This is a genomic window from Streptococcus sp. HMSC073F11, assembly GCF_001810785.1.
In the GTDB taxonomy this organism is placed as follows: Bacteria; Bacillota; Bacilli; order Lactobacillales; family Streptococcaceae; genus Streptococcus.
In genome coordinates this window covers 188,353-207,328 of sequence record NZ_KV802690.1, presented here as the reverse complement: position 1 = coordinate 207,328, position 18,976 = coordinate 188,353, and the positions used below count along the sequence as shown (strand labels likewise).

At 40.7% G+C, this 18,976-nt stretch carries 11 protein-coding genes; 2 read left to right on the top strand and 9 right to left on the bottom strand.

Features of this window, described 5'->3' with window-relative positions:
- A partial coding sequence (locus tag HMPREF2764_RS02635) for a CshA/CshB family fibrillar adhesin-related protein (protein ID WP_148129355.1) occupies nt 1–3,208 on the bottom strand: 3,208 nt, incomplete at its 3' end.
- A gap of 213 nt (nt 3,209–3,421) precedes the next feature.
- Nucleotides 3,422–4,129: a glucosamine-6-phosphate deaminase gene (locus HMPREF2764_RS02630; RefSeq protein WP_070527001.1), complete on the bottom strand. Its 708-nt coding sequence runs from the start codon at nt 4,127–4,129 to the stop codon at nt 3,422–3,424.
- 145 nt (nt 4,130–4,274) lie between these two features.
- Here HMPREF2764_RS02630 and queA point away from each other — a divergent pair, with 145 nt between their 5' ends.
- Nucleotides 4,275–5,303: a tRNA preQ1(34) S-adenosylmethionine ribosyltransferase-isomerase QueA gene (gene queA, locus HMPREF2764_RS02625; protein WP_070526998.1), complete on the top strand. Its 1,029-nt coding sequence runs from the start codon at nt 4,275–4,277 to the stop codon at nt 5,301–5,303.
- Nucleotides 5,304–5,383: 80 nt separating this feature from the next.
- Here the strand turns inward: queA and HMPREF2764_RS02620 are convergent, their stop codons facing one another.
- Genes HMPREF2764_RS02620 through HMPREF2764_RS02600 form a run of 5 tightly spaced genes read right to left on the bottom strand, consistent with a single transcriptional unit; the run spans nt 5,384 to nt 10,082 of the window.
- The gene (locus tag HMPREF2764_RS02620; RefSeq protein ID WP_070526995.1) at nt 5,384–6,244 is read right to left on the bottom strand and encodes a YihY/virulence factor BrkB family protein; all 861 of its coding nucleotides are present in this window, start codon (nt 6,242–6,244) and stop codon (nt 5,384–5,386) included.
- A 27-nt stretch (nt 6,245–6,271) separates the two neighbouring features.
- Nucleotides 6,272–8,326 carry a cation:proton antiporter gene (locus HMPREF2764_RS02615; protein WP_070526992.1) on the bottom strand — a complete coding sequence of 685 codons (2,055 nt, stop codon included), beginning with the start codon at nt 8,324–8,326 and terminating at the stop codon, nt 6,272–6,274.
- Between the two features lie 11 nt (nt 8,327–8,337).
- Entirely contained in the window at nt 8,338–8,592 is a 255-nt protein-coding gene (locus HMPREF2764_RS02610; RefSeq protein WP_049516044.1) for a hypothetical protein, read from the bottom strand.
- Entirely contained in the window at nt 8,585–9,142 is a 558-nt protein-coding gene (locus HMPREF2764_RS02605) for a tRNA 5-(aminomethyl)-2-thiouridylate-methyltransferase MnmM (RefSeq protein ID WP_070526989.1), read from the bottom strand. The genes HMPREF2764_RS02610 and HMPREF2764_RS02605 overlap by 8 nt, the downstream gene beginning before the upstream one ends.
- Nucleotides 9,126–10,082: a tRNA modification radical SAM protein MnmL/YtqA gene (locus tag HMPREF2764_RS02600; RefSeq protein WP_025169734.1), complete on the bottom strand. Its 957-nt coding sequence runs from the start codon at nt 10,080–10,082 to the stop codon at nt 9,126–9,128. Before HMPREF2764_RS02600 ends, HMPREF2764_RS02605 begins: the two co-directional genes overlap by 17 nt.
- Nucleotides 10,083–10,173: 91 nt before the next feature.
- Between HMPREF2764_RS02600 and HMPREF2764_RS02595 the strand changes: the two genes are divergently transcribed.
- Nucleotides 10,174–10,530, top strand: coding sequence for a DUF3397 family protein (locus HMPREF2764_RS02595; protein ID WP_070526986.1), 357 nt, complete (start codon nt 10,174–10,176; stop codon nt 10,528–10,530).
- A 180-nt stretch (nt 10,531–10,710) separates the two neighbouring features.
- Here the strand turns inward: HMPREF2764_RS02595 and HMPREF2764_RS02590 are convergent, their stop codons facing one another.
- Complete coding sequence (locus HMPREF2764_RS02590) at nt 10,711–17,964, bottom strand: Ig-like domain-containing protein (RefSeq protein ID WP_070526983.1); 7,254 nt, start codon at nt 17,962–17,964, stop codon at nt 10,711–10,713.
- Nucleotides 17,965–18,390: 426 nt separating this feature from the next.
- On the bottom strand, nt 18,391–18,699 hold the full coding sequence (locus HMPREF2764_RS02585) for a hypothetical protein (protein ID WP_000734654.1): 309 nt from the start codon (nt 18,697–18,699) through the stop codon (nt 18,391–18,393).
- Nucleotides 18,700–18,976: the final 277 nt, after the last annotated feature.

Here is an 18,976-nt window from a genome sequence, read left to right as displayed (position 1 = left end):
GACCATCTTCGAAAGTCATTGGTTTCGTATCATCTAGTGGAACTGCTGGATCGCCTTCCTTGAAGACTGGCGTTCCTGTTTGTGGTACCCCTTGAGGACCTGATGAAGTAGCAGGTGTGCTGGTTGGTGTGACCTTGGTCACATTAGGTGTATAGGTTGCAGTCACTTCGGTGCCATTGGTATCAACACGTTTGACCGTCACTGGAGTCGCCTTGCCAGTGAATTGCTTAAGTGGCTTGAAGCTAATGGTATCATCTGAATTGATAGTATAAGTTCCTTCATTGGCTACTTCCATGGTGTCCGTCCCATTTTCAAAAGTCATGGCTTTGCTCATGTCAATAGGGATTTGTTGGTCACCTGCAGTGAAAGTTGGTTTACCACTTTGCGGTTGACCTTGGAGGCCAGTTGATTCAGCATTGGTGCTTCTTGGTGTTACTTGGGTTACCTTAGGTTGATAACGTGCTCGGTGTGCTTTACCATCGGTATCACTGACTTGAACTACCACTGGGTCTGGTGTGCCATAAAAAGTTTTGATAGGTTTGAAGGTCACTTGGTCGGTATTTGGATCCAATTCATAGATTCCCACTTGCTGGCCATTAGACATTGCAGGCACCGTGTTGCCCGCTACCGGCTGACCGCTCGCATCCACAAAGCTGGCCGGACGAGAAGCGTCTGGTGTGACAGGAGTCGAGCTGGTATCATCATCGTTAAAGACCAGCGTTTTGTTTTGTTCCAGTCCCTGAAGACCACTTGATTCGTAGTTTGGAATCTTACGAACTGTCGGCACATAACGGCCGTCCATACTAGTCAATTGATCATTTTTATTAGGGTCAGAAGCATCCGTCGAAGCCCAACCAGTCGAGGTGCCGTTCTGGTCAGTCCAACGAATATTAATTCCTTCAGCAGTTCCAGAAAAGTCCGCTTTTGGTGTAAAGGTTACTTGCACATCATTGCCATTGACGGTCAAGTGATAGGTCCCTTCTGGACGAATATAGTTGCCATCAACGGCTGTCAGAACTTGGCCTTGCTTATCCAAAACCTGAGGCGCTTGGGTGCTCATAACTGCATTGACACTGTCGTCTGAGCGATCTGTTCCTTTAGGTGTGAAGTGAAGGACAGCAGTTTGAGTCTCGCCTGTAAAGCCATCCGTAGTCTGCTTCTCCCCCCTAGGAGGATAAATGCGGTGCAAGAGCATATCTTCTACTTCCCCACTAAAGGCAATACCGGTTGGTTGCTCAATATCACCTTTATTAGTCGCAATACGGAAACGCATACCCAATTTGTCCACTTGACCGCCACTAATATTTGGGTTGGCATTGAAGGTCAAAGTATAGTCACCAGCAGCTGTAATCTCTTGTAGGTTGCTACCTTCGCTTTCATTAAAGACTCCATCATTATTGAAGTCTATCCAGGCCTTGACATAAGATCTAGCATTGCCATTTGGGTTAGCTTTGATTTTAATCGTATATGTCCCATTTTTTGCTTTGTCTAAATCTAGCAAATCATTAGAAGTACTTAATTGATCGTCCGCTAGTAATTGGCTGGCTCCCTCGTCCTTATGCTCCTTTTTATCATCCAAAACCCAGTCATTAGCTGACTCAACATCAATATCAGCTGGCGTTGTCCCTAAATAAGGTTGATTAATAGGGGCATCGGTCACCGAGTCACGTCCTGAAATGGTATGAAAGGCTTCGCCATAACTATCCGGCGCATCACTTCCGTCTACCACTAGGAAGCCCATCATCATGGCTTGTTGCCCAGATGAAGCTACATAGAACCCTACTTCAGAGGCCCCACGCGTCATCACGACAGGAACCGTCCGTTCGTTAGAACGGTTTGGTCCGAAGACCTGAGTCCCCAGACCTCCTGTCACAGTATCTGGACTGAGATATTTATACCAGTCTACGCTCTTATCTTTTAAGATTAAAAGACCCCTTCTCTTAACGTCCTCATCATCCAACATTTTTTTGGTGATAACCGTATAGGCTTCTTTGGCCTGACTCTTCATCTTCCATTCACCCATGTATTCCCAACCCGTACCGTTCGTGGTAAAGATTGCGAATTCACCTGGGTTGGCATCTTCACCATCGGCCATAACCACCGTAGGGGCTACACGCTTACCAAGATAGGTAGCCTCAATATCGAATTTTACCCCCCAGTTGGTAGAGTTCATTGGATAAACTAACTGAGTCTTGCGCTTCTGAGTATTAAAGCCTTGGTCACGTATGGTCGTCCATTCGTTCTGGGCTGCCCCTGTGACTGATGGAGGTGGTGTTTTACCATAATATGGCGCAGATGTTAAGAAACCATTCTCAGCGTCGGGGTTATAGGTCCCCTCTGTTGCAGTACCTGCAACCCGCTTTTTATAGATTTCAGTTGAGTTAAAAGGCTTGAGCTCTTTGACCGTTAAGGTCACTACATAGCCAGGTGAAATTTCCTTGGTGAAGGTGGTCCCTACCTTAAGACCGCCACGTTGATCCAAGTTTTTCCAACTTGCGCTATCTGAAAAATCAAGCCAACTAATCTGCTTAGCTAGCTGAACACTGTCTTTCTTGACCGACTCTTCCAAGCTTGGTTTAGGTACTCGTGGCGTAGAGGTAGCATCATCTGCCCCAGCTGGTCCAGTACCTATCGGAACTCCTGTTGTTACGCTGTTCTGTTGTTCAGTAGGTGTAGCATCTCGACGTGCTCGGCGAGAACGTGTAGGTTGCGTAGCCTCCCTAGTCGCTACTGGTTGTTCTGTAGCTCTTGAAGCACTTACAGCTTCTGAGCTAACTTCAGTTGAAGCTGAATTGGCACTTTCTGCAGGCTTCATTTCTGTAGAAGCAACCGGCTTCTCAACTGAAGGTTGAGGTGTTTCAGAAACAACTGGCTGTTCATTCTTTGGTTTTTCAATAGATTCTGAAGCTGAGTTTGCAGGTTTACTATTTTCAGCGGATTGAGGAAGCTCAGTAGCTGAAGCAACTACAGTAGTTGCAGGTTTTGGTGATGTTTCAGAATTTGCTGGTGCTGTAGTAGTTGCTGATGGTTCAGCAAGATCCGTTCGAGAAATCTCATTTTGGACACCAGAAGCACTTGTTTCATCAGCGCTAACCTGAGACGTCACTCCCAATAGAACCAAGGTAGACAAGAGCACAGAGCAAACACCCACGTTTAGTTTCCGAATAGAAAACTTACGAAGGTGGGGATTAAATAATTCTTTTCCCATTAGAATCTCCTTAAAATAAAAGTACAACTGATTATTATACAGTATTTTATATTTGTAAGCAATTGAAAAATCTCAAAAATTTACTTTATTTCTTTAAAAATTAGTAATTAAAAACTATTTTAAATTAATATAATGAAACTGCAGTGATTTTTTGATTTATATTTTCAGTATTAATACAAAACCACTCACTCCAAAGAGCAAGTGGTTCTGAATTTATTTTTCAAGCAGGCTGAGCGCTTCAGCATCTGCAATAATCGTCACATCTGGGTGATTTTGCAGGCTACTTGCTGGTAGATTCTCAGTCACTGGGCCTGACACTGTTCCAGCAATGGCTTCTGCTTTCGACTCACCGTAAGCAAAGAGAATAATTGACTTGGCATCCAAGATGTTTTTAATTCCCATTGAAATGGCTTGAGTTGGAACGTCTTCAATCTTGTCAAAGAAGCGAGCATTGGCTTCGATGGTAGATTGATCAAGTTCTACTAAATGCGTTTGACTGTCAAATGGAGTACCAGGCTCATTAAAGCCGATATGTCCATTGCGACCAATCCCCAAGATTTGTAAATCAACAGGATGGTCAGCTAAAATTTGATTGTAGCGTTCAACTTCTTCTTCAGCATTGTCCTTAACACCACGTGGCAAGAAACTTTCATTAAATGGTTTTTGGTTGAACAAGTTTTCCTGCATGAAGTAACGATAAGACTGTGGATTGTCCCCATCAAGCCCCACATACTCATCAAGGTTGACACTTGTTAGGTTTGAAAAATCAAGGTCACTCTCAACGATTTCTTTGTAAAACTCAAGCGGGCTGCTTCCTGTCGCAAGTCCTAATGTTTGAGCACCATTGGCCAATTTTTCCTTCAAAATCTCAAAAGCTACTTTTCCACCTTGGACTTGATTTTCAACTTTAATAACTTTCATTTTATATCCTCCATTTTTCTATATTCATTATATGGTATAGACCAATTTTTGTCAAGTGAAAACGATTTAATTTCTAAAAAAAGAGCGTCTAAACTTGAAACATGTTATAATGGATAAGATTAGAACTTAGAAAGAATAATGAAAAATGAATACAGCTGATTTTGATTTCCACTTACCTGAGGAATTGATTGCCCAAACGCCCCTTGAAAAACGAGATGCCTCCAAACTCCTTATCGTTAATCGCGAGACGGGAGAAATGCAGGATAAACACTTCCACTCTATTATCGACATGCTGGAACCTGGTGATGCCCTTGTCATGAATGACACCCGTGTTCTCCCTGCCCGCCTCTATGGTCAAAAGGATGAAACAGGAGGTCATGTGGAACTGCTCCTACTCAAAAACATTAGTGGAGATGAGTGGGAAGTTCTGGCTAAACCTGCCAAACGCCTCAAGGTTGGTACTCGCGTCAGCTTTGGTGATGGTCGTCTCAGCGCTGTTGTTACGGAAGAATTGAGCCACGGGGGCCGCATTGTCCGCTTTGAATACCAAGGAATTTTCCTAGAAGTTTTGGAAAGTCTGGGTGAAATGCCGCTACCGCCTTATATCCATGAAAAACTGGATGACCGTGAACGCTATCAAACCGTTTACGCCAAGGAAAGTGGCTCTGCTGCAGCACCAACTGCTGGTCTTCACTTCACCAAAGAACTGCTGGCAGAAATCCAAGCTAAGGGTGTTCATCTAGTCTATCTGACTCTTCATGTCGGACTCGGAACCTTTAGACCTGTTTCAGTTGACAATCTGGACGAACACGAAATGCACTCAGAATTCTACCAGCTTTCTGAGGAAGCTGCTGCCACTCTTCGCTCTGTTAAGGAAAATGGTGGCCGTGTCATCGCTGTCGGAACCACTTCTATCCGCACCTTGGAGACTATTGGTTCCAAGTTTGAGGGGCAAATTCAAGCAGATTCTGGCTGGACCAATATCTTTATCAAACCTGGGTATGAGTGGAAGGTCGTGGATGCCTTCTCAACCAACTTCCACCTGCCAAAATCAACTCTGGTCATGTTGGTTTCTGCCTTTGCCGGCCGTGAATTAGTCTTAGATGCCTACCACCATGCCATTCAAGAACACTACCGTTTCTTCAGTTTTGGCGATGCCATGTTTATCTATTAAATTTCATAATCAAAAAAACGCATATTATCAGGCATTATAAAAACTTGATAGTATGCGTTTTGTAATGGATAAAAATTGAGTTAATTTATTCTAAAGCTCGGATCTTTCAAGCTCTGAACACTGGCATTGATCACCGCGCCGACAATTAAAATCTTAGCGATGAGAATAAACCAGAACATCATGACCACCACGACGACGGAACTGAAAAAACGCACGTCCACTAGGTGATTAACATAGTTGTTGACATAGACTGAAAAGATATTGAGCAGTAAGGCCAGAGTCAATAAGACAAAGGCACTACCTGGTAATACATAGCGAATTCGTCGGACCTTAACATTGGGCAGGAAATAATAAAGCATGACCAAGATAGCGAAAATCAAGGCATAAACCAAGGGACCTGTTAGGTCTTGCAGATAATCAAAGATAGGACTATCCGATTTCCAGTAGCTTTTGATAAGGTTGAGAAGCATGCGGCCAAAGACACTCAGAAAAAGAGCTAAGGCAAAGAGAATCTGCAGACCAAAACTGACAAACAAACTCATGAGCTGATGAGAAATCATCCCACGATTTTTAGCTACTCCGTAAGCTTTATTAAAGGCTTTCTGTAGGAAATTCATGGATTTTGAAAAGGTCCAGAGGGCTGACAAAACCGAAAAACTCAATAAGCCCGTTGAAGGTTGGGTCAGCACTTCTGTAATAATCTTTGCAACCACATCATACATGGTATCCGGCAAAAATTCATTGACAACCTTTAAAAAATTAGAAACTGGAATCTGAAAATAAGGGAGGATATTGACCACCACCAAAAGAAGTGGAAAAATCGAAATCAACCAATAGTAGGCTACTGCGACACTGGTCAACTCACTATCTGATGCTTGATAATAATGTAAAAAAGCTTTTAATAAGGGCTTGTCTATCAGCTCTTTCCACCACTTTTTCATGTCACACTCCTTCACTTACAATCTTGATTAATTTCTTCTTACCAATTCCACCATATCATAAGGCAGGGTATTGGCAGCTTCCTTCAAGGAATAGTTCTCTAGGTTATTTACATTTTGTCGTAACTTCTTGGCATACTTGGTCGTAATTAACCGTTTTTCTTCATATTCAAAAATCAGCTTGCGCTCCAGATAATAGCCTCTCAGCATTTCATCGATATTGTTGGGCTTAACACGATTGATAACCCGTTCAACAAAGGCACCACTGGTGATAATAGCTGTTTCTCTGAGACGAGAATCCTGCATGAAACTGATCAAAGAACTCTTATAAACCCCTTTTAGGTTCTCCAGACTTTCGATAATCATCTCTGTATTTTCTAGATAGAGCTCTGCAATTTGGTCATAGTCAAGGGCTCTGAGTTTCTGTGATTCTTCATTTTTCCAACTGCGGAAGGTCTTACCAAAGGTAAAGACTTCGTGTAGGAGAAAACGTAAAATCCGCAAGGAAACAAGGAAATAATAGGTCAATCGTGAAGCAAACTTGCGATTGATACTTTGCTCCATGTTTTTCAAGTAACGTTGGTAAACTCGATAAGCACGCTCACTCATCTTGCCTTCTTCGTAGGCCTGTTCTAAACCATCACTTTCAATACTGAGGATGAGAAGTTTCAAGGCCTCCCAGTCTTCTTGAGCCCCTTTATTTTCTTGACTCAGGATGAGATTTTCAATACGTCCATGGTAATTGTCAATAGCCGCATAAAGGGGAAGTTTATTTTTGGTGTCTTCCAACTCTTTTTCCAACTCTAGCGTTACTTCATTCAAAATGCCAATATGCATGAGATAGTCCTTGCTTTCTTCCTGTTCATCAGAAAGATGAGGCAAGACCACGAGGCCTGTTAAAAAGCTTACTAGCGTCACACCTGCGACAAGGAAAAGCAAGAGAGGATACTCCTGTTCTAGATTACTTGGTATCAGAAGGATCGTAGCAATCGACACCGTTCCCTTGACACCTGAGAAGGTCAAAAGAAGCATGTCCTTCATATACTTATTTAGCTTTTTCTTGAGACGTCTAGTCCTATAGGCATAATAGCCATAAATCATGACAAAACGAATAGCAAAGAGGACAAAGGTAAGGGCTATAAGAGATACCAATAGAAGTATAGGATTATAGATTGAATTGGTCAAGATAGGTTCTGCTATCATTTCCAACTCCATCCCTAAAATCACAAAGACAGAACCGTTCAGCATAAAATTCACTGTATGCCAAACCGTCTCGGTTACTGTATCCACTTGGGCTTCGAGGAGCGTAATTTTCTTAAAACGGCTTGCCTTTAAAATCCCAGCAACTACAACGGCAATAATCCCTGAAACGTGGACTTCTTCTGCTAGGAAGAAGGTCACCAGAGGCAAACTCAATTCTAATAAAAGTTCGCTGGCAATATCCGTTGCTCTCACACTCAGCAAGAAGCTATGTAGGAAACGGTTGGTCATGGCTGTTACAAAGCCAATCAAAAAACCGCCTAGGATTGAAAAGATGAACGAACTACTCGCTTGTCCAAGGGAAAAGGCTCCAGTTGTCCAGGCTGTCAAGGCAACCTGAAAGGCAACCAAACCAGATGCATCATTCAAGAGTCCTTCACCCTTAAGGATATTAGACACGCGCTTAGGAAAGCTAAACCGCTCCGAAAGAGAGGCAAAGGCCACCAAATCCGTAGGACCAAGGGCTGCCCCAACAGCCAAGCAAGCCGCCAAGGGAAGACTGAACCAAAGAAGATGGGCCAAGCCACCCAAACTCAAGGTCGAGATGAAAATCACTGGAAATATGAGATAAACAATGATTCGCCAGTGTTTTAAAATAGCCGTAATATCCGCTTCTTCAGACTCTCGGAAAAGCAAGGGACCGATAACCAGTGCCAAAAACAACTCTGTATTGAGGTGAAAGTTGGTATTGGGTAAAAAGAGACCAATCACAATTCCCAAAAGAATTTGCACCAAAGGAAGAGGCAAAAAGGGCAGGAGCTTATTGGTTGTACTTGAGACAATCAAGACCAGTAAAAATAGGATGAGGTAAATCAGTAATTCCACGCACGTCCTCCTTAATCTTTTTTACAACAGGATTCAAATATCTCCTTCTGCTCTTTGATTTTTTGGTCAATCTTGGAACAGTCTTTGTGCTCAATTTTTCTCTGGCACCGTTCCATTTCAAGAGTAACTAATTTTTTCTTGATTTTAAGCATTTTTTTGCTCATATGCGCTTGGTCTAACACACCCACCGCTCGTTCGTGGTGAGTTGATTCAACAAAATTCTGGCGCATGGCATCCAGCTTTTCACGTAGGTATTGTTTATCCATGTCTATATCTCTCTAATTTTTCAATCATCACTAAAAATGGTGGGTTATTAACTTGGTTCAGGGTTCGGTAAATGGTAGCTGTATACTCCTGTTGGTTCAACTGGCTAACAAAATCCAAGACAGCATCCCTCTCGAGGTCGCCTCCTTCATGACCATAGTAGATCATAATGGCAATCCGTCCACCTTTGACAAGCAAGTGACACAACTTTTCTAAGGCTTCAATAGTTGTCTGAGGTTGGGTAATGACGGATTTATCAGCTGACGGTAAATAACCCAGATTAAAAATCCCTGCCTTGGCTTCTGTCACAAACTGGTCTAGTGTCTCATGGCCTTGCAAGATTAACTGGGCATTTGTCATTCCAGCCTGATCCAAACGCTCTTGCGTCTTCTCCAAAGCCTTCTCCTGGATATCAAAGGCATAGACTTTCTTAGCTAGCTTGGCTAGGAAAAGGGTATCGTGGCCATTGCCCATGGTCGCATCCACTACAATATCCTCTTTTGTCACTACCTCAGCCAAAAAATCATGTGCCATCTCAAGTGGTCTTTTCATTTTCAAACTCCTGTTTTACAGCCTTGCATCCTTGAATACTTCCACGACGTCGCATCTCCATCTCAATGCTGTTGAGCACTTCCCACTTATTGAGGCTCCACATAGGCCCAATCAGCATATCTCTAGGTGCATCTCCTGTGATTCGATGGATGACGATATGCTTGGGAATGATTTCCAGTTGGTCACAGATGACCTTGACATATTCGTCCTGACTCATCAGTTGCAAACGTCCCTCGTGGTAGTCCCGTTGCATACGAGTATTGGTCATCAGGTGAAGCAAGTGCAGTTTAATCCCTTGAATATCGTTATCCGTGACACAACGGCGGACATTTTCAATCATCATCTCATGGGTTTCACCAGGAAGTCCGTTGATCAAATGAGAAACAATCTCAATCTTGGGATATTTTCTCAAACGCTTGACCGTCTCCACATACAACTCATAGGAGTGGGCACGGTTAATCAGGTCAGAGGTTGTTTCATAAGTGGTCTGCAAGCCCAATTCAACCGTCACATGCATGCGCTCCGATAATTCAGCCAAATATTCGATGGTTTCGTCTGGTAAACAGTCTGGGCGCGTTCCAATATTGATTCCCACCACACCTGGCTCGTTGATAGCCTGCTCATAGCGCTCCCGAATGACTTCCACCTTTTCATGGGTGTTGGTAAAATTTTGAAAATAAACCAGATACTTCTGAACATCTGGCCACTTGCGGTGCATAAAGTCAATTTCCTTATAAAATTGCTCACGGATAGGGGCATCCGGTGCTACGATAGCATCTCCAGAACCAGAAACCGTACAAAAAGTACAGCCCCCATGAGCCACCGTTCCATCACGATTGGGACAGTCAAATCCCGCATCAATAGGGACTTTAAAGGTCTTTTCTCCAAAGAGTTTTCGATAATAATCATTCAAGGTATTATAAGATTTCATAACTTTCATTATAACAAAAAACACCCACAATCTCAAAAGCCTGACTTTCCTATAAATTCCTCTGTTTCTCATTTCCTTTAGCCATTTTTTATGATACAATATGAATATGATTTTAATGAAATTAGCATCTATTTTATTATTGATACTGACCTTAGTAGTCTGCATTATCCTAACCAAACTTTTTAGATTAAAAAAACTAGGACGAAACTTTGCGGATCTGGCTTTTCCAGTCTTGGTATTTGAGTATTACCTGATCACAGCTAAAACCTTTACCCATAATTTTCTCCCTAGACTAGGCCTAGCCCTCTCACTCCTAGCTATTATTCTCGTTTTTTTCTTTCTTTTGAAAAAACGCAGCTTTTACTATCCTAAATTCATCAAATTCTTCTGGCGTGCAGGATTTTTATTAACCCTTGTCATGTATATCGAGATGATTGTTGAATTGATGGCTCTCTAGCTGAATCTTATATGAGACATAAAAAATAAAGGATTTAACCCATTCGACATGGGTTAAATCCTTTTTTCTGGTTTAAAAATCGTTTGAGCAGAGCGTTTCCAAGCGATACTTCTCTTGTCTCGCTTGGGAACACTGCACAGAATAAATCTTAATGAGAAAGTTACATTCCTCAAATCAATCTTATCCTACCCACTCACCATTTTCATTTACTTGATATCCATCCGGAGTTACTGTATTGACAGCAAGAGCTCCATTTTCATCAACATAATACCATTTGTCTCCAACTTGGAACCATTGACTTGTCTTCATCGAACCCGATGCATCAACATAGTACCACTTACCATCTTGATCCAAAATCCACTCATTAGATGACATAGCCCCTGATTGATTCAAGTAATACCATGCACCTGATTGATCTTTAATCCAGCCAGTTTCCATTTTTCCTGTTTGATCAAAGTAATACCAAGTGTCTCCATCTTTGACCCAACCCTTAGCCAAGTCTCCATTTTGTTGACGATAATACCATTTACCATCTTCCTTGGCCCAGCCAGGTTTTTGGCTTTCTTTAGCAGGAGCTTGTATCACAATGTTCGGAGCAACTGATAGATGATTTTTAAAATCTGAACTGTTACTTGTCACACCATTATTTGATGGATTTGGAATGAGAATATTTGGATTCGGATTTGCTCCTGGTTTTTGTTCCGTAGGTTGACTGCTACCATTGTCTTGATGTCCACCCGCAGGTGTCTCAATGTTACTTGTTTTCTTCTTAGTACCTACCAACAGAATTCTATTTACAGGTTCTTCCAGAATCTCACGTGATTTTTCTTCGTGCTTGCCATCAGTCGTTACTTCTGTATAGATACGTTCCTTACCAACTTTACCTTCTTGCAATAGGCGAACTTCTCCTTCAAGCAGAGTATCGTCTTTTTGTTCAAGAGTTTGGAAGTTTAATTCTTTGTCTACCACTTCAAGACTAGGCAAGTCATATTGAGCAGGAGCTACAAGTTTTCCATCTATCACTTTTTCCTTAGTCAATTTAATTCGGTATTCTTTGACATTCTTACCACTCTCTGATACCAGACGGACTAATACAGGAAGATTTTCTTTTCCACTATCCACAATTGTAGATGTAACTTGATCTTTCCCTTCTACAGTGATTTTTGGACGTTCCCCTTTATAAATCAATTCATAATCGAAACGATTTTCAGAGAAGTCAGGAAGCTCTTTACCATCTACTAAAATTCTTCCCTCTGTGCTCTCTTTTGCAAGCTCACTTGGAGCTCGGAAACTTAATTCAGTTAGTGCAACCCCATTTTTATCTGCTTTTCTGTCCATACGCCATCTCATAGCTTTGGTAGTCACAGCTTTAAAGGTCACATTGATCTCATTTCCAGCTTGAATTTCTTTGTCTGCGTAATAAGGAACAAGTTCCCAATTATCAGGGTTATTAAATGGATGATTTGATTCGTAGCTGTAGTTTGAATAGTAAACCGGAACATCAAAGTCAGGACCGATGTATCGTTCCAATACGAGTTTAGCTGGGGCATCTGTTCCACTATCTGCAAAGAAGTTTAGTTTAGCTTGTGAAACCTTTCTATCCACAATTTTACCATTCTTTTTAAAGATAACACCAACTGATACTTCTGGATTAGCAGATGGAGTAGCGGACCAGTTTGTCCAACGGTTGTCTTGATTTCGGTCATTATCATTTAAATAGTCTACACGGTCGTTCGAATTATCATCCAAATCATTAGTAGCTGAAGCAAAAGCCTGACTATGAGTAGCAAGATAATCTGGATTATCAGAAAGTGATCTACCGACCTTGTCCGTTACTCGAACAGATAATTCTACTGGGACTTCACTACCAACTACATGGCCTTTAATTGTATATTCTCCAGCCTTGCTTAGGGTAGAAGCAGGAACTGTTTCCCATTCAACTGCCAAATCTTTTACGTCATAACCGCTCTTACCTGCGAAATAAACAGGAACCTTATTTGGCAATTCCAAAGGTTGACCCAGTTGCAACAATTGAGACTGTTTAGCAGCAGCAATTGGTTTACGAGCCAACAAGTCTTTATCTTTTGTAAAGTGAAGGTTGTATTCTCCAAGAATATCGCCATTTTCTGCTTTCACAATAACACGGACAGGATCGCCCTCTTTCACGCTAGGAACCACTGTAGCAAGTCCATTATTTGTGATACTAGCTGTTACTTCTGGAATTTTTCCATCACTATAGTCTAAATAGTAATCTGTTAAGTCTGGATTAAAGTGAGGAAGATCTTTTCCAGCAACCTTAATGTTAGTAGTTGTCTCTTTAGCTGGTGCTACCTTTTTAGAGAAAACTTGTAATTCTGTAATGGATGTTCCAAGTTTATCATCAGCTCTTGTCATGCGAATACGTACCGCGTAGGTATCCACCTTATCAAAACTGAAATGATTCATTTCTCCAGCTTTTAACTGATCTGGAGCCTTAAGATTTGTGACTGGTTTCCAATTTTTACTGTCATTAAATACGTGGTTTTCACCCTCTACATAACCAGGATTCTTCGGTGCAGTTGGAGCTTTTTCACCAACATAATACTCAATGACGTAAGATTTTGGAGCACCTACACCGCTATCTTCATAAAATGCTACATTCAAGTTATCGACCGAACGTTTTGTCAAAATACCTGAATCTCCAAAGAGTACCCCTACTGAAGCTTCTTCAGAACGTTTCCAGTTTGACCAACGATTTGCAGGCTGATCACCGTAAGAAATCACTTTATCATTTACATTAGATACTGGGTCATAAGAATGAGAATCTGATGCAAAGGCAAGTGGTAATTCTGAACCTGTCCATTGATCTGAAATATTCTTCCCAATTTCTGTTTGACTCGATACACGAACATGTAATTTCGTTGTCAGTTGTGTTCCTTCTACATGGCCTGTTACAGTAAAGATTCCTTCTTTTGCATACTGGCTTGCATCAATAGTGTCCCAAGCCACCTTAGCTGAAGATACTTGGCCATTTGAATAATAAGTTCGGACACTTTCTGGCAAGGTTGGTGCCTCAGAAATTGGTGTTGTGATGCTCACATCTTCAACTTTTACAATTCCTTCTACTGATACTGTCGCACGAGCTTCTTGATTCAATCCTTCAACCTTACCAAGTACTTCAAAAGTATGATATTGATTTAATTTTTCAGATGGAATCGAATCCCAAACTACCTTATGAACTTTTGGAAATCCTTTATCGTACTCAACTGTTACTGTAGATGGAAGATTTGGTGTTTGGTGCAAATCTGTCACAAGGCTAACTGGGCGAATGGCCTGAACAACTTTATCTTCAGTATTTGCTGCGATCGTTAGAGGAAGTTCTCCTTTTGCACCTTCATATTGAGCTTGTAAAGTGAGACTACCCGGTTTATGCAACTCTAGCATTCCCTTATTAACAGAGACTCCTCCCTCGCCTTGGCTTGAGAAAGTCACCTTATCGGTTGGTAAAACAGCTTCAGTTCCATCCTGATAACGGGCTAAAACTGTCATTTTAACAGTTTGATCTTCTTTGAGACTAGCAGCTTGATCCACTCTGAGACTCAAGCTTTCAATTTGTGGAGAATCAACAAGGAACTGAACCGCATAAGTTTGTAATTGTCCACCATCTTTAGGTTGAACATAGATACTAGCACGCATTCCATTTGACTCATTTGCCTGAACGACCTTCACATCAGCATTTTCAGCACTAGCACTGACTTCTGGAATTTTTGCACCATAAGAAAGTTTATGATAATGGACAGGATGTTCATTTGAAAGTTCCGTAACGCTTTCACCACCTACTGCTATAGTTGGTGTAACTTGAGCCAATTCCTTACCATCATCAACTATCAAAGTAGCGTGGATAGTTCTATCTCCCAATTGGCTAGTCATCTGGATATGTGCCCCTGGAGTAGACAACTTCTCTTGATCTTCTGGTGAAATTTCCCAATTTTCAACTTCGTAATTGTGAATACGACCATCTGATGAAACAAGTGAAACAAGTTTATCCACAGAGCTCAAGTCTGTTCCAGGTGCCATGCGTTTAACAGCTGGAAGTTCATTTGCAATTGTAAGAACTTCAACACGAGCCTCAACTTCACGCCCATCAGACACACCTTTTATAGTTACAATTCCAGCTTGACTGACATCTGCTTTAGACCAGGTTACAGGACGTTTTTCACGACTACCATCACTATAGACAAATGGCACTGTCTGAGGCATTTTAAGTTTTTGACCTAAAACTGTCCGAACTTTTGGTATTTCTGTTCCTAAAACAGTTTTTTCTGACTGGTCTGACTTACCTGTAAAAACTGTAACTTGATCTGATTTCAACAAGCCTGAATATGCTGTAAGGGTAAATTTACCTGCTTGATCAGTCGATTTAACAATCGCTACCCCTTTACCATTAAAGGCTCTACGAATCCAAGAACCATCTGCTTGTTCTTTATAACGTTCACGACTAGCTTGCTCACCATTATCCACACCAACCAGTTGACCTTGTCCATGAAGTTGGAAGTGAACTAGATTGTTAGCAGTTGGCACAACATTACCCTTGCTATCTACAATTTCGTAATAGATATAAGTCAAATCTTTTCCATCTGCAGCGATTGCATTTTCTTCCTTAACCAAACGGACACCTGCAGGTTCACCAGCAGTTACAATCTTATCACGAGCAATTTCCTTGCCAGACTCATCTCGAGCTACCGCTTCCAAAGTTCCTGGTTTATAAGCGACTTTCCACTCCAAGTATAGCTCTTGAGGATTTTCACCTTCTTGATATGTACGACCGTCACTTGTTTGTTTTTTGTTGAATTTTTTAAGACCTAGTGACTCATTATTTAAGAACAACTCAACACTAGCAGCATTGGAATAAGCTCTAACTGGGATTCGATTTTCAGCATCTGCAACATTGTCGGCCAATTCAGTCTTTTCCCAGTTCCAGTGAGGAAGTAAATGAACCATTGGTTTTTTCTTGGCAGAAACCCACTGACTTTGGTAGAGATAATAGTCATTTTTTGGAATACCTGCGGTATCAACAATACCAAAGTAGGAACTTTTTACTGGTGTACTATTTTGATTGTGCCATGGTGTTGGTTCACCAATATAATCCGTACCGGTCCAAATGAATTGTCCAGCATAGCCTGGATGATCTCTATCGAAGGTCCATGATGCTGTAGCAGTTTTACCCCAACCAACACGATCATTACCATAATCGGATTGTTCGTAATTACGCCAATATTGGTTACTTCCTACCCACTCACTCTCTGGATGGAAATAACTTCCTCTTGTACGAGTTGCTGAAGATGTTTCTGAACCATAAATGAGCCATTTCGGATGTTTCGCATGAAGAGTTTGATAATTTTCTTCAGAGTAATTCAATCCAACTGCATCCAGTTCATCTGCAATCTTTTCATGGTCCCCAGTTCCATCTCCGAAACGGAATTTATCAGCTCCCATGGTTACATAGCGTGTCTTATCAACAGATTTCACCACTTTCACCAAACGTTTGACAGTTGCTAGTGAATGGGCTTTCCCATCTGCTTCACCGATTTCGTTACCAATAGACCACATGACAACAGCAGGATTGTTTTTATCTCTTTCTACCATTGTTCGAAGATCGTAATCAGACCATTTTTCACCTTTTCTTGCCTCTGGATGGGTAGCATCTTTTTCAAAGAAACGACCATAGTCGTATGGTTTCTTACCGCCATACCAAGTGTCAAAGGCTTCTTCCTGAACTAGCAAACCAAGCTCGGCTGCAATTTGCAAGGTCTGAGGACTTGCTGGATTGTGAGTCGTACGAATCGAATTCACTCCCATTTCCTTCATCTGTTTCAGACGACGGTATTCTGCCTTATAGTTTTCTTCTGCTCCTAACGCTCCGTGATCATGGTGCAAGGAAACTCCATGGAACTTGATGTGTTCACCGTTCAAAGAGAATCCTTGGTCTGGAGTCCAGTTATAGTAGCGATAACCAAATAAATCTTTTTTAGCATCTACAAGCTGACCATCTTTATAAACACGAGTTACCATCTCATATAAAGCAGGTTTATCAGATGACACTGTCCACAATTTTGGTTTTTCAACTTCTAATGCTGAATCCAAATGAAGGGTTTGTTTTGCTTTTAGAGTTTTACTCTCAGTTCGAACAAGTTCTGTAACTGCCTTCCCACCTCGTTCAAAAATTTGATACTCTGCTACAATTTCATGGTCTTTATTGTCTGTATTAACAATTTTACTGCTTACTTGGGTTTCAACTTTTCCTCCTTGTTGACTTTCTAGTTTTAGAGTTAAAATAGTTGTCCCATTTTTTTCAACATGAATCTTGTCTGTTACTTGTAATGATACGTCTCGATAGATACCACTTCCTGAATACCATCTACTACTTGGTTGCTTATTAACTGCATGAACAGAAATAACATTTTCTCGCCCATCTTTATGGAGATAGTTACTAATGTCATATGAAAATTGATTGTAACCGTTTGGATAGTGACCAACTAGTTGACCATTGACGAATACTTGTGAATCCATGTAAACTCCATCAAAGGTTACACGAACATCTTTATTTAAGTCCTTTTCGTCTAACTTAAAGGTTTTCCGATACCAGCCATCTCCACCATTCAGTTGACCACCCTCGTTTTGAGCTGGAGAATCATGGTCAAAATCAAAATGAATACTCCAGTCATGAGGAAGATCCATTTTTTTCCATGAAGTAATATCTGCGTCTGGTTTAACAGCTTCCTTTGCATTGGCATTTAGTTTAAAGTGCCAATTCTGGTTGAAGGAAATGTTTCTATCTTCAATTAACTTATCAACTACTTCATTCGTAGCAGATTTGAATTCTTGCTTATCTTTTGAAACAGAACGATCTTGTGATTCTGCTTTATTTGTTTCTTCAAATTTCTTCTTATCCTCAGATTTATTTTTATCTTCAGATTTATCCGTTACCTCAGTCTTATTTGTTTCTTCAAGCTTCTTGCTATCCTCAGGCTTGTTCGCTTCTTCTGTTTTGTTTTCGACTTCAGCCTTACCTTCTTCTGAGGGAACTACTTGATTATTAGCCGCTGAAACTAAAGGTTGCTCTGCTTGAGGTTTAACTGTAGTATCACTACCATCCGCATTTTCCATTAGAGATACATTTTCAGCTTTAACAGGTTGCTCACTGGCTTTTTCAGTCATAACTCCTTCAGCTTTATGTTCACTTGAAAAATCAGTAACTACCTTGTTTTCAGGTTGGTGCTCAATCCTATTTGTTGACACAATCTCTTCAGTATTTTCGTTGGCATATACCGAAGAAGCCTGACTAAGGCTCGCCCCCAATAATAGAGCACATGTTCCAATAAGCACAGAGCAAGCACCGACTGAAAATTTTCGAATACTATAGACTCTCTTTTTGTTCCAATTACCTTTTTGCATGTAATCCTCCTATTGATAACCGCTTTCATTTTGTCTGATAGCAAGCTACTTATTATATTTATCTTATAATACGATTTTATAACCAATAAAAAATTTGTCAATCGAATACAGATAAAAACAATGTTTTGGATTGTTTTTTATAAAAATTGGAGAGTTTTTAAAAAGTATTGAAGTAGAATTTATTATAATAAAAATGATTTCCGACTTTCTTTAAAATTTTAAGACGGAATAGTTTTTTATTATCCCAAACAGAAAAAATCTTTCTTAAAGATTTAAACATACAAAAAGAGCAAACGAATATTTCAGTTTTTTTCTGATTTCGTTAACTCTTAATTCTTAGTTTGATTTATTAATATTGGTTAAATTTATCCTATTCCTAGACGTTAATATCCAGATTTATCATTTCACATCGCTATTTGAAAAATCTTATTTTCCTTCTTTATCAGGAAAGATAAATCCAATACCAATGCAAGCCAGCACTCCCGCTCCAATTACCAAGCTACTTGAAATTGGTAAAAGGTCCAAAATTGCATTCGCAATGATAAAGGCAATAATCAAACACATCAAACTAGCCTTGTAGTCCTTTTTCAAAAGATTCTCTAGTGTGAAAAAGAGGAACAAGCCTACCGGAATGAGTGACCAGAGGTTGACATCCAAACTTGGCCATCCAACAGAACCAAAATACACTACTGTCGCTGCTGCTACTAAAAATACAATTCCCAATAATTTTTTCATTTTTATCTCCAATTTCTTTTTTAGGAACTTGAGTTATCTGATATCGATCCTTCATGTCCCTTACAAAAATCATTATAGCAGAGTCAGTTTCAAGAACAAGTGCTTTTGCCTATCTGGTCTCTATCTCGGTCTAAATGGTTCAATAATTAAAAAAAAGAAACCCAGTAGAATGAGTTTCTTCACTTTGCCGATTGCAGGGTTTGAACCTGTGACCTAGGCTTTACGAGTGCCTTGCTCTGCCAACTGATACTCAATGAAAATCAAAAAGCAAACTAGG

Coding starts and splice junctions, on each gene's coding strand:
- HMPREF2764_RS02610 (WP_049516044.1), bottom strand. CDS start 8,592: ATGGATAAACAATACCTACGTGAAAAGCTGGATGCCATGCGCCAGAAT.
- HMPREF2764_RS02585 (WP_000734654.1), bottom strand. CDS start 18,699: ATGAAAAAATTATTGGGAATTGTATTTTTAGTAGCAGCAGCGACAGTA.
- HMPREF2764_RS02590 (WP_070526983.1), bottom strand. CDS start 17,964: ATGCAAAAAGGTAATTGGAACAAAAAGAGAGTCTATAGTATTCGAAAA.
- HMPREF2764_RS02620 (WP_070526995.1), bottom strand. CDS start 6,244: ATGAAAAAGTGGTGGAAAGAGCTGATAGACAAGCCCTTATTAAAAGCT.
- queA (WP_070526998.1), top strand. CDS start 4,275: ATGAATACAGCTGATTTTGATTTCCACTTACCTGAGGAATTGATTGCC.
- HMPREF2764_RS02600 (WP_025169734.1), bottom strand. CDS start 10,082: ATGAAAGTTATGAAATCTTATAATACCTTGAATGATTATTATCGAAAA.
- HMPREF2764_RS02595 (WP_070526986.1), top strand. CDS start 10,174: ATGAATATGATTTTAATGAAATTAGCATCTATTTTATTATTGATACTG.
- HMPREF2764_RS02605 (WP_070526989.1), bottom strand. CDS start 9,142: ATGAAAAGACCACTTGAGATGGCACATGATTTTTTGGCTGAGGTAGTG.
- HMPREF2764_RS02630 (WP_070527001.1), bottom strand. CDS start 4,129: ATGAAAGTTATTAAAGTTGAAAATCAAGTCCAAGGTGGAAAAGTAGCT.